Genomic DNA, 12,395 nt, shown 5'->3' with positions numbered 1-12,395 from the left:
GTCAGCTGAACATATCCAGCTGATCATCACCGGGCTGCGGCTGGCGTGTTTTGCGTCTGGCCGCTTTGCTTTCTTTGAGTTTCTTTTCTGCCGTTTCTTCAATCTGCGCTTCTGCTTTTTCTTCGTCTGCTATTCGTTCTTCAGCTGAGGAGGTAGCGTTGGCAGCAGAGCGCTGTGTACTTTGTTCTGCAGGTTCAGCCGTGACTTGAGCTGTGTCTGCAGGTTCGTTGAACAGTCCGGTCTGTATCTGGCCGGACGAAGTCAGATCTGCCTCAGATACAGAAGTGCCAGGCTCGGACGTATCAGGCGCAGAGATATCAGCCTCAGAGGTATCAGGCGCTGACGTATTCGGGACTGTAGCAACCGGTTGCAGGGTCTCAGCTTCAGAATGCACGGGGCTTTCTGTTCCTGCTGCAATGGCTTCTCTATTGTCTGGAAGCTCTGCAAACAGATCCGCTTGTGGGATCCATTCGTCAGCATCTTCTTCTGTCTGAGGGTTCTGTTTGGCGCTGAGAACTTTCAGTCGGCGCTTCTCGCACAGATTGATAATCAGCTGGCGCTGAAAGTCTGAGTATTTGAGCCAATTGAGGCGTTCGTCGCGGGAGCGGAAGCAACCTTTGCAGTAACCACGGTTATTGGTCACACAGATGCGTTTGCACGGACTGGGGATGTCGAAAAGTTCGCCCTGATCAATCATCTGGGTTAAAGCCGCAATGATGAATAAATACCAATACCTAGAGTATCAGCTCAGAGGGGAGGGGCAAGCCTTTGTTTTGGGGAGGCTAAAATACATAAGCCCGTATCCGGGGATACGGGCTTATGCGAAAACGCTATTCAGTTTAACGAATTAAACTGGAGTAACGTTCTCGGCCTGAGGGCCTTTTTGACCCTGAGTAACTTCCATAGTCACTTTCTGGCCTTCCATCAGGCTACGACGGCCTGAACCGTTGATAGCGCTGAAATGTACGAATACGTCTTTACCGGAATCCTGTTCAATGAAACCGAAACCTTTTTCGTCATTGAACCATTTAACGGTGCCTTCAACTAAATTTGCCATGCTTACTTTCCTGAGTAGTGCGCCGGTCTCGGACCGGATTTGCTTAACTAACTGGCATACTTTCGATACTGGCCGGCAGAGCCGGGGATAATCAATCTATGCCGCTATCGACCAGTATCTTGCATATCTTACAATATGAGGCACTCGCCAATGCATTGAAGCTACCGATTTATAACTCCAACGCAGTCATAGTATCTCACTTATTCTCTGTGAGAAAGCATTTGCGCAGAAGATTGACAACTATTTTCAATTCCCGCTGCAAGCCGCATGTTTACTGGGTTAGCGCCAGTGGAAAAAGTAATAAACGACAGTATTTGGTAAACTATGTCGTTCTTTTTTATGAGGAATCACTGTTGAATTTATCATTAGTGCCATTTGTTCAGCCCGTGGGCGAGGATGCGCAGAGGCTGTTTCATGGCCGTGGACACCGCTGGCCAGGACTGGAGCACATCAATATCGACTGGTACCGTCCACTGGCGCTGATTACCCTGTATGCGGAAGAAGAAATCCAGCAACTACGCGGCCTGGCGGCGCTTCTGGTGGAGCTGGTGGGGGCGTTGCAGGTGGTGGTGCAGTACCGTTGCCGGGCCGGTGCGCCGTTTGAATGCCTGCATGGTGATATGCCCCAGCAGATGGTGATTCATGAGCATCAGCTGGCGTATCAGCTGCATCTCAACCGCAGTCAGAATACCGGGCTGTTTCTTGATATGGCCAATGGCCGGCGCTGGGTTCAGGAGCATGCCAAAGGGCGCAATGTGCTCAATCTGTTTGCTTATACCTGTGGCTTTTCGGTTGCGGCGATTGCTGGTGGTGCGACTAAAGTCGTAAACATTGATATGAGCAAAGGGGCCCTGAGCCACGGCCGGGAGAACCACAGGCTGAACGGGCAGGATGTCTCACGGGTAATATTTGAAGGTGTGAACCTGTTTAAATCCTGGGGACGGGTGAAAAAGTTCGGCCCTTACGATCTGCTGGTGTGTGATCCGCCGACGTTTCAGAAGGGCAGCGTGGATATCCGCCGTGATTACGCCAAGATTCTGCGCCGTTTGCCGGAGTATATGAACCCAGGCGCCGATCTGTTGCTGTGCCTGAATGCCCCGGATCTGGGTGAAGACTTCTTACTGGATCAGGTGGCTGAACACGCACCTCAGTGCCGTTTTGTCGAGCGGGTAGCCAACCCTGAGGTATTTGCCGAAGCGCAGCCGGGCCGTGGCCTTAAAGTGCTGCACTTCCGCTTTAATGGCTGACGTCAGAATGTGTCGCTGTCGTCGCTTTTCTCGATCAGCTCGATTTTGTAGCCATCGGGATCTTCAACAAACGCGATCACCGTGGTGCCGCCTTTTACCGGGCCGGCTTCACGGCTGACTTTGCCGCCGTTGTTGCGGATCTTTTCACAGGCTTCAGCGGCATTGTCCACTTCCAGCGCAATATGGCCGTAAGCGCTGCCCAGATCGTATTCACTGGTGCCCCAGTTGTAAGTCAGTTCAATTACAGCGCCTTCGCTTTCCGGCTGGTAGCCGACGAACGCCAGGGTGTATTTGTATTCTTCGTTATCGTGTTTGCGCAGCAGCTGCATGCCCATAACATCGGTGTAAAATTTGATTGAACGGTCCATATCGCCGACGCGCAGCATGGTATGTAAAAGTCTCATAAGCTCTCTCAGTCAGATGTTTTCTGTTTGTATTCGCACAGGTCTTCGATAATGCAGGCGCCACACTTAGGCTTGCGTGCAACGCAGACATAGCGTCCGTGCAGAATCAGCCAGTGATGGGCATCCTGCTGAAACTCTTTGGGAACCACGCGCATCAGGCGTTTTTCCACTTCATCCACGTCCTTGCCCGGGGCTATTTTTGTGCGGTTAGACACCCGGAATATGTGTGTATCCACTGCGATGGTCGGTTGCCCGAACGCGGTGTTTAGCACAACATTGGCTGTTTTACGTCCGACACCGGGAAGGGCTTCAAGTTCTTCGCGGGTTTGCGGTACTTCACTGTTGTGCTGTTCGATCAGAATCTGGCAAAGCTTGATGACGTTTTTTGCTTTGCTGTTAAACAGACCGATGGTTTTGATGTAGGTTTTCAGACCTTCCTCGCCCAGCGCGAGAATGGCTTCCGGTGTGTTGGCGACCGGGTAAAGTTTGCGCGTGGCTTTATTAACGCTCACATCCGTCGCCTGAGCCGACAACAGTACCGCGATCAGAAGTTCGAATGGCGTGGTGTATTCCAGCTCGGTTTGCGGATTCGGATTGTGCTCACGTAATCGGGTAAATATTTCGGTACGTATTTCTTTGTTCATGGACTAGTTCGGCAGTTCAGGCACATTGGCTGCCATCATACCGCATCTTCCGTCCGGTTTCGGCCATTCTGCTTGGCTTTATAAAGCGCTTTATCGGCGCGTTTCATCACGGCCTCAATCGTTTCCCCTTTCTGACGCCGCGCGACACCAAAGCTCATGGTAACGCGCAGGGCTTTTTGACCACTGTTTCTGCCGCGCTGTTTTTTACCGTTGCGGTTGTTGGCTGGTCGTTGCTGTTTATCGCGTATCACCAGTGGATAGGCCGCAATGCGTTCGCGGGTGGCTTCAATAAACGGACGGCAATCGATGGCATCCATTGAAGGAAACACCAGGGTGAATTCTTCACCGCCGTAACGGTAGGCACGACAGCCGCCACGGGTTTTCGCCAGCTGACTGGCAACCAGACGCAGTACATGGTCGCCGGTGTCGTGACCGTGGGTATCGTTAAATTGTTTGAAGTGGTCGATGTCTGCCATCACCAGAAGATAGTGACCATGGCGGTGCTTGAGATCATTCATCAGCGCACGCCGGCCCGGCAGGGAGGTTAATTCATCAATGAATGCCAGCTGATGATTGGTGATCAGCAGCGTCGCCAGCAACAGCAGCAATGAAAGCGTTGCTGTCAGCGCCGACATATAAGATTGATCAAACTGCCAGAACATCAGCCCATGCAGAATCAGCAGGCCAACAAAGGCCAGCGGAATGTCACGCTCACGGGGCAGTCGCACACACAACAGAATGGCGGCGATGGCGAAGCTGAACATGGCCGGCAGTGGTAATAAGGGATCATCGCCCTGACGCAGAAAAGTCAGTACCCACTCACTGATCCTCTGAGTGGGTATCTGTGCAGGCATATGTTGTGGCAGCCACAAAAGGAGACCTGCCTGCAGCAGCAGGAGTGCCGGAAACAGCATACCCTCTGGCGACAACGGACGACGGTCCGGCAGGAAGCGGACAAACAGGGTGTTGAGCGGAAACAGCAGGGTCAGCCAGAAATACAGCCACCAGGTTTCCGGATCATCCAGCGTGGACTGCATCTGCCACTGAATCAGGCTGTAGCTGGCAATGGTCAGAACAGCCATCTGTCCGATACGGCCCTGACTGAATACCTGAGCCAGTAACAGACACAGCGCTGCCAGAATAAAAGGCGCGGCCAGAATCAGTATCCCGTAATCATCTGCCCAGGTATTGAGGTGCGGCAATGCCAGCCAGCACAGCAGCAGCGAGAGCAGGGGGAACAGGGCTGGACGAATCAAGGCAATCGCTGGCAAAACAGCACCCACAGTCAATGAACAGGATGGAAAGACACCGGATTAACTATAGCCAGTATTGATAAACTTCACTGAAACAAAATGTTGAATTACGCAACGGAATTTCACCCGTGACGGATGTCATAGCCAGCACTGGCCCGGACGTTTATAGTGCGCCCCAAAGCATTTACGTAAAAATCAAGGAACGAGTCATGATCCGCCTACCCCGCACATTATTATCTGCACTGCTGATGGCTTCAGCCGTGTTATATGGATGCAGTGATAATAATGACTCCGCCAGTAAACATCCCGGCAAAGAAGCCGCTGCTGAAAAATCCGGGGCAGAGGATGGCGCTAGTGTGCAGAGCGCTGAAGCCTCTGTCACTGTCACTGCAGAGACTGTGCAGCAGACAGCAGAAAAACAGGATGGGCAAACCGTTAAAGCTGAAGATCTGCAGGCAATTTACGCCGGGGTTCCACAGCAGGTGGCTGATATCAGTGATGCCAGTTACGACGATGGCAATGCAATTGGCGTCACCTTTTCTGTACCAGTCGACGCCAGCAAAAATATTCAGTCGTATTTCACCGTAGAAAAACAGACAGCAGCCAATCGCTGGGCGGTTTCGTCAGGCAGCTGGGTGCTGTCTGACGATGGCAGTACGGCATATTTTGATCAGGTTGAGCCGGATTCCACCTATAAAGTTTCTGTGGCTACCGGCGTACCGGCGATCAATGGCGAAACTCTGCATACCCCGGCAGAAAAGACCATCAGTTTCGGCGGTCTGCAGGCCAGTGCCAGCTTTGCCAGTAATGGCCATTTTCTGCCATTGAATCTGCATACGGGTTTACCGGTTTACGCATTAAATACGCCGGAAGTGACGGTGAATTTTATGCGCGTCAAGGCCAATGACCTGGCAGCTTTTATTAACTGGAAAAGTCACGGACTGAGTGAGCGCTACTACCGTCTGGACGAAATGGAAGGATTTTCTGATCCGGTATACGAAGGTCGCTATCATTTAACTGATGATGTAAATAAGCGTCGGTTAGTGAACCTGCCAGTGCAGAATGTTAAAGCCCTGCAGCAACCGGGTGTTTATATCGCCATTATGCAGCGTCCGGGGAAATTCGACAGTCAGTTATCGGTTACGTATTTTACCGTTACGGACATCGGCATGCAGATCCGTACCTACGATAATCATTTTGACGTCTATCTGAATTCCCTTGAGAACCCTGCAGCTGTCAGTCAGGCGCAGGTGCGCCTGTTAAATGCTAACGGTTCAGTCGCCTACGAAGGCACCAGTAATGAACAGGGCTATATTAAAATCCGCCGCTCAAAGCAGTGGGGGCAGATACTGGTGGCGAGTAAGGATGATTCAGTCAGTTTCGTGTCGCTGGATAACGCGGCACTGGATCTCTCAGATTTTAAACTGGCCGATCGTCCGTATCAGAGCCGGGAATTATTTATTTATGCGCCACGGGATATTTACCGCGGTGGCGAAACGGCTGTGTTTTCCGCTCTGTTGCGCGATGAGGATGGCCAGTCATTAAATCGTCAGCCGCTGAAAGCACGCATCATTCGCCCGGACGGACAGAAAGTAAAAGACATTAATCTGCAGTCGTCCGCCGCCGGTTACTACCAGTATGAATATCCGCTGAGTGATGACGCGCAGACCGGTGACTGGCGCTTTGAAGTGGAAGGCGTAGGCGATAACCGTGTGGTTTACCGCTTTAAAGTCGAAGACTTTATGCCAGAGCGTCTGAAGCTGACGTTTAACCCAGGCGAAACAAAGCCACTGTTTGTTAAACCGGCAGAGACATTGACGCTGCCATTATTGGGTGAATACCTGTACGGCGCGCCGGCTGCCGGCAACCGCTTTGATGCCACCGTACGGGTTGCTCAGCTGGCACATCCGTTTGAGCAATACCCGGATTACTATTTTGGTGACAGTCTGGACCGCAGCAATAACCAGAATTTCAGTGTGCAGGGCGGCCAGCTGGATGCCGATGGGCGTTATCAGCTGCAGCTGGAATCCCAGTGGCAGAATGCAAAAACGCCACTGGCGGTGAATATCACCGGCAGTCTGTATGAAAGTGGTGGTCGTCCGCTGGTTCGCCGTTACAGCGCCCGGGTGTTACCGGCCGATGCCTTAATTGGTATCCGCCCGGCTTTTAAAGACTACGCGCCCGCCAACAGCCAGGCTGAATTTGAATTAATCCGCAGTGACCGCAACGGTCAGTTAACCGCAGCGGATAAAGTCAAAGTGCGGCTGGTGAATATGAACCGTCGTTATCACTGGCGTTATGAGTCCTCACGTGGCTGGTATATGGAAACCACTGACCGTGAATTTAATGCACTGACACTGACCACGGATATCAGCAAAGACGGAAAAACCAAAGTCATGCTGCCGGTTAAATATGGCAGTTACCGGATTGAAGTTCAGGACCCGCAAACCGGTCTGGTGAGTAGCATGACCTTTAATGCGGGTGAGAGCTGGTATTGGTATTGGGAAGATTCTGCCGACAGTGAACAGGGCGCGCGCCCGGATAAAGTGACGCTGGCGCTGGATAAAGGCGGATACTATGCCGGTGAGGTCGCGCAGCTGAATATTGTGCCGCCGGCAGCGGGCGAAAGTCTGGTGTTGGTGGAAAGTGATCAGTTGCTGTGGAGCACCCGGGTCAGCGTTCCGGCGGAAGGTATGTCGGTCAATATTCCGGTGGATAAGAGCTGGAAGCGCCACGATATTTACATCAGTGTTGTGCATCTGCAGCCAGCTGACGAAAAAGAACGTATTACGCCAACCCGTTCCATCGGGCTGATTCATTTGCCGCTGAACCGTGAGCCACGCCGTTTACAGGTGAGCGTGGATGCGCCGGAAAAATGGCTACCTGATCAGCAGGTAACCACCAAAGTAAAAGTGGCCGATGAATCCGGTGCGCCGGTGACGAAAGCCTGGGTGACACTGGCGGCGGTGGATGTTGGTGTGCTGTCGCTGACGGATTTTAAAACGCCGGATGCGTTTGACTGGTTCTTCGCTCAGCGCCGTTATCAGGTTGATATCCGTGATATGTACAGCAAGCTGATTGATCTGAATGATAATCGCCTGGCGACGCTGAAATACGGTGGTGACGCCGACGCACTGTCGCGTGGCGGTAAAAATGCGCGTTCTGAAGTACAGATTGTTTCGCTGTTTTCCGGTGTCGTGGATGTTGTTAATGGTGAGGCAGATATTGCGCTGAACCTGCCGGACTTTAATGGTCGTCTGCGGCTGATGGCGGTTGCTTTCGACAGTAACCGTTACGGTAATCTGGAACAGGAAGTCACCTTGGCGGCGCCTGTGGTAACCCAGCTTTCGATGCCGCGTTTTATTGCCGTGGGCGATGAAAGCATGGTGGCTTTGGATGTCACCAATCTCAGCGGTAAAGAGCAGACGCTGGACGTGGCGTTCAGCACTTCAGGGGCAATCAGTGTATTAAATAAAGACGCTGAAAAGACGCAGCTGGTATTGGCGGATGGTGCGAAAAAGACGTTAATTCTGCCGATCCGTGCGGAATATCCGGCTGGTCAGATGGATATTGGTATGGTGCTGAGTGATGGCGGAGATTATCGTCTTGAACGTCACTGGAAACTCAACAGCCGCAATGCCAATCCGGCACTGACCTATAAAAAAGACCAGATGCTGGAGCCCGGTGAACAGCTGACATTAACCGCCGCTGACCTTGCGGATATGCGTCCGGAATCACTGGAAGCCTCGTTGTCAGTAAATACCTCGGTGAACCTGAATCCGCGTAATCACCTGCAGAATCTTCTGCATTATCCGTACGGCTGTCTGGAGCAGTCGGTCAGTTCGACCTGGCCGTGGATATACGCCGATGACGCTCAGCTCAAAGCAATGGGCCTTGGCAATACCACCGGACGTCAGCGTCAGGATGCGCTGGAATCCGGCATGGACCGTATCGTAAAACGTCAGATGACCCATGGCGGTTTTGGTTTATGGAGCAATAAAGACGAATACGAACAGCACTGGCTGACCGCATACGCTACGGATTTTCTCACCGACGCGCAGGACAAAGGCGTGCGCGTTGATAAAGACATGCTGAGCAAAGCGCTGAAACGTCTGGGTGAATACGTGCGCAGCCGGGCAACATTCCAGGAGCGCTGGAGTGGCCGTCCGGAAATGTATCGCCAGTCGTATCAGGCCTATGCCGCCTATGTGCTGGCCCGTCATAAGCAGGCGCCATTGTCGGAAGTGCGCCGTCTGGCGAAAGAACTGCTGGCCGATTCACCGTCGCTGCCGGTGCTGCATCTGGCACTTGCGGCGCATCTGATGGGTGACAGTCAGCTGACCACAGAGCTGCTTACCCGTCTGAAACAAAGTGACCGCATCGCTGACGTTTATATCGGCGATTATGGCTCAAACGTGCGTGACACGGCTCAGGTGGTGCGTCTGCTGATGCATTATGGGCTGGATAAAAGTTATGCCTTTGAGCGTTCCATGACGCTGGCTGAAACCTTAAATCAGCGCAATTATCTGAGTACCCAGGAACGCAACAGCGTCTTTATGGCGGCCATTGAATTACTGAATACCGATCCCTGGAGCGGAACGCTGAAAATTAACGCAGCAGGCAATGCGAACGGTGAAACCCTGGATCAGAAAGGCATTTTCACCCGCCTGATCAGCGGCAGCCAACTGGCACAAGGGCTGACCTTTACCAATACCAGTGATAAACGTCTGTATGTGTCTCTGGCTTATCAAGGCCACAGTGATCTGCCGCCACCGCCAGCCAGTGATGGGCTGGTGATTGAACGTCGTTATTTCACCACCGACGGCCAGTTAATTACGCCGGATGATGGAGCTTTACGGATGAAGGTTGGTGAACTGATGCTGGTGCAGGTAAGGATTAAACCGATTGACCGTTATCGTCGTCCTGACCTGATGCTGATTGATCTGTTGCCTGCCGGACTTGAACTGGAAAATCAGAATCTGAATGCATCGGTGAAGCTGGACGAAGTGATGGTGGATCAACGGCCAATCAGTTACTGGTGGAATGAATCGCGGGTTCTGCATCAGGAATATCGTGATGACCGTTTTGTTGCGGCTTTTGACTCTGCCTATTACGACGCTACCAATATTTTCTATCTGGTGCGTGCGGTAACGCCGGGCAATTATCAGGTGCCGGCACCTTTGGTTGAAGATATGTACGATCCTGAAATCCGGGCCGTGGGTAGCACACCCGATATTCTGACTGTCAGTCAGCCGTAAACCGGCAGTAGATCTGACTGAAAATTGGATCTGAACCCAAAAAAGGTGCGGGAAGAATGATATCCCGATTGCAGCAGCTGTTCATAGCAGGTCGCTTAGCAAGGCGCATAACGTGGATTGTTATGGGCCTGCAGCTCAGCATAATGATCGTGCTGCTGTTGTTTAAAAGCGCAGACCTGATCTGGCCCATGGATGTGCCGGATGCCGGGCATTTAACGGATACCGCCCGTGAGGATTTTGCCCAGCTGGTGGTTGACCGTCACGGGCGACCATTGCGCGCTTTCGCTGACAGAAATGGTGTATGGCGCTATCCGGTCACGTCTGCTGAGGTCAGCAGTGATTATCTGGCGGCCTTGATTCAGTACGAGGACCGCTGGTTTTATTATCACCCCGGGATTAACCCGCTGGCATTAATGCGTGCAGCCTGGCAGAACTGGCGCTGTGGTTGCGTGGTCTCGGGTGGTTCGACACTGACCATGCAGGTGGCCCGGCGTTTTTATCCTCATTCCCGTTCGCTGACCGGCAAACTGCAGCAGGCATTCCGCGCTTTGCAGCTGGAATGGCACCTGAGCAAAGATGAAATTCTTACCCTCTATCTGAATTACGCACCGATGGGCGGCGTGATTGAAGGCGTCGGTGCGGCGAGTCTGTTATATCTGGATAAATCACCGGCGCAGTTATCTTTGGCAGAAAGTGCTTTGTTAGCGGTGCTGCCTCAGGCGCCCAGTTATCTGCGCCCGGACCGTCATCCGCTAAGGGCGCGGAAAGCGCGCGATAAAGTGCTGCGGCGGTTAAGGGATTTTCACGTTATCAGCAGCGACGCATATCAGCAGGCTTTACTGGAAGCAGTACTGGCTTATCAGCCGGAAACACCGCAAATGTCGCCATTGTTGTCACGTACCCTGCGTGAAAGATACCCGCATAAATCCCTGATAAAAACCACACTGGACAGTGACGTTCAGCGTCAGCTGGAGAATTTTCTGCGCCAGGAAATCCAGCAATATCCAAAGGCCCATTCTGCTGCGGTGCTGGTGCTGAATAATCAAAGTCATGAAGTCATTGCTTACGCAGGCTCGGCTGATTTTGCCGATAACAGCCGCTTTGGTCATGTCGATATGGTGCAGGCGCAGCGCTCTCCCGGTTCCACCATGAAGCCATTTATTTATGGGTTAGCCATCGATAAAGGTCTGATTCATTCACAGAGTTTATTGCGCGATGTGCCGCGCTATTTAAAAGATTACCAGCCGGAAAACTTTACCCGCGAATTTTCCGGCCCGGTGTCAGCCACCGATGCCTTACGCCGCTCACTGAATCTGCCCGCTGTTCAGGTGCTGGAAGCATTGACTCCACAGGCGTTTGACGGAGCCTTAAAAAATGCCGGGGTTCGTTACCGCACTGCCGGAGGCAAAGCCAACCTGTCGATGGCGCTGGGCGGTGGTGGTTTATCGCTGGCGGATCTGGTGACGCTGTATTCGGCTCTGATGAACGATGGTCAGGTGTATCCGTTACGTTATGAATATGCAGCAGAGCAGCAGCTACAGCCGTCACGCTGGCTGATGTCGCCACAGGCAGCCTGGGTGACGGCGGACATGTTACGCAGCCCAAGGCCGGATCGGGTACGCAGTTTTGCCGTCACCCACAAGGCTCCGGCTATTGCCTGGAAAACCGGCACAAGTTACGGCTTCCGTGATGCCTGGGCGCTTGGTTCGACCTCTGAATACACCATCGGCGTGTGGTTCGGCCGACCGGATGGTACGCCGTCGCCGGGCCATTATGGCGCTGTCAGTGCCTTACCTGTGCTGTTCAAACTGTTCGACCGCTTGCAGTCAGAAGCGCAGACAGCACCGGCACCGGCGGGTGTTTCAACCGCTATGATCTGCTGGCCTCTGGGGCGGGCAGCGCAAAGCACTCCGGCGGATCAGTGTCTGCAAAGCCTGCAGGCGCAGATCGTTAATGGCCAGATACCACCGACCTTAACCGATGCGGCAACCGATGGTCTGTGGCGCAACCCGCTGACCTTCTGGACCAGCGAGCAGGGATTGCTGGTGGACAGTGAATGTGATGTTGGCAAGCGTACGCCCCATGTAATTGCCCTGTGGCCGCGTTCGCTGGAGCATTGGGTGCCTTTGTCGCAGCGTTTGCGTCAGCAGCTGCCGCCAGCGGACCCGCGCTGTGCTCAGCCGCCACAGCTGGCATTGGAACCGCTGCGTATTATTGGTATCGCTGATGATCTGCGTATCCGCTCCAGTCGCAGTAGTGGTGGCGGCAGTACCGTTATGCCGGAAATTGCTTTACGGGCGTTAGGCGGGCGTGGCGTCCGGGACTGGTTTATTGATGGCCGCTACGTTGCCAGTGGTGGCGAAGTGCAGACCATAAATTACCGTTTTGCAGAAACCGGGCAGCACAGCATTGTGGTTATGGACGGCAGTGGCGAGCTCGACCGACGTTCTGTTCTGGTGGAATAGAGCGGCAACCGATGGCGGGTAACAAACATAAAAAAAACGGCCATCAGGCCACTGCTGTCCCACAGTT

The 12,395-nt window shown here is 53.1% G+C and carries 8 protein-coding genes; 3 read left to right on the top strand and 5 right to left on the bottom strand.

What is annotated here, in order from left to right; genetic code table 11:
- Position 1: 1 nt before the first annotated feature.
- Together B2Z72_RS16405 and B2Z72_RS16400 are read right to left on the bottom strand one after the other, a co-directional pair.
- Positions 2–697 carry a DUF1289 domain-containing protein gene (locus B2Z72_RS16405; RefSeq protein WP_296980441.1) on the bottom strand — a complete coding sequence of 232 codons (696 nt, stop codon included), beginning with the start codon at positions 695–697 and terminating at the stop codon, positions 2–4.
- Between the two features lie 150 nt (positions 698–847).
- Positions 848–1,057 (bottom strand): cold-shock protein, encoded by a 210-nt coding sequence (locus B2Z72_RS16400; RefSeq protein WP_296980444.1) that lies wholly within the window; start codon positions 1,055–1,057, stop codon positions 848–850.
- 353 nt (positions 1,058–1,410) lie between these two features.
- Between B2Z72_RS16400 and B2Z72_RS16395 the strand changes: the two genes are divergently transcribed.
- Entirely contained in the window at positions 1,411–2,304 is an 894-nt protein-coding gene (locus tag B2Z72_RS16395) for a class I SAM-dependent methyltransferase (protein WP_296980445.1), read from the top strand.
- Between the two features lie 2 nt (positions 2,305–2,306).
- Here B2Z72_RS16395 and gloA read toward each other — a convergent pair whose 3' ends face one another.
- Genes gloA through B2Z72_RS16380 form a run of 3 tightly spaced genes read right to left on the bottom strand, consistent with a single transcriptional unit; the run spans position 2,307 to position 4,608 of the window.
- Positions 2,307–2,708, bottom strand: coding sequence for a lactoylglutathione lyase (gene gloA / locus B2Z72_RS16390; RefSeq protein ID WP_296980447.1), 402 nt, complete (start codon positions 2,706–2,708; stop codon positions 2,307–2,309).
- An 8-nt stretch (positions 2,709–2,716) separates the two neighbouring features.
- Positions 2,717–3,352, bottom strand: coding sequence for an endonuclease III (gene nth, locus B2Z72_RS16385; protein ID WP_296980449.1), 636 nt, complete (start codon positions 3,350–3,352; stop codon positions 2,717–2,719).
- Positions 3,353–3,387: 35 nt separating this feature from the next.
- Positions 3,388–4,608 (bottom strand): GGDEF domain-containing protein, encoded by a 1,221-nt coding sequence (locus B2Z72_RS16380; RefSeq protein ID WP_297005313.1) that lies wholly within the window; start codon positions 4,606–4,608, stop codon positions 3,388–3,390.
- Between the two features lie 206 nt (positions 4,609–4,814).
- On the opposite strand from B2Z72_RS16380, the gene B2Z72_RS16375 reads away from it, so the two are divergent.
- Entirely contained in the window at positions 4,815–9,863 is a 5,049-nt protein-coding gene (locus B2Z72_RS16375; RefSeq protein ID WP_296983657.1) for an alpha-2-macroglobulin family protein, read from the top strand.
- A gap of 122 nt (positions 9,864–9,985) precedes the next feature.
- Complete coding sequence (gene pbpC, locus B2Z72_RS16370) at positions 9,986–12,328, top strand: penicillin-binding protein 1C (protein ID WP_297005310.1); 2,343 nt, start codon at positions 9,986–9,988, stop codon at positions 12,326–12,328.
- Positions 12,329–12,395 lie beyond the last annotated feature (67 nt).

Source organism: Thalassolituus sp. UBA6592, from assembly GCF_002433655.1.
GTDB lineage: Bacteria > Pseudomonadota > Gammaproteobacteria > Pseudomonadales > Oceanobacteraceae > Venatoribacter.
Note: the sequence above shows the minus strand (reverse complement) of the source record. Positions and strands in the feature narration are given on the sequence as shown.

Coding starts and splice junctions, on each gene's coding strand:
- B2Z72_RS16405 (WP_296980441.1), bottom strand. CDS start 697: ATGATTGATCAGGGCGAACTTTTCGACATCCCCAGTCCGTGCAAACGC.
- B2Z72_RS16400 (WP_296980444.1), bottom strand. CDS start 1,057: ATGGCAAATTTAGTTGAAGGCACCGTTAAATGGTTCAATGACGAAAAA.
- gloA (WP_296980447.1), bottom strand. CDS start 2,708: ATGAGACTTTTACATACCATGCTGCGCGTCGGCGATATGGACCGTTCA.
- nth (WP_296980449.1), bottom strand. CDS start 3,352: ATGAACAAAGAAATACGTACCGAAATATTTACCCGATTACGTGAGCAC.
- B2Z72_RS16375 (WP_296983657.1), top strand. CDS start 4,815: ATGATCCGCCTACCCCGCACATTATTATCTGCACTGCTGATGGCTTCA.
- pbpC (WP_297005310.1), top strand. CDS start 9,986: ATGGGCCTGCAGCTCAGCATAATGATCGTGCTGCTGTTGTTTAAAAGC.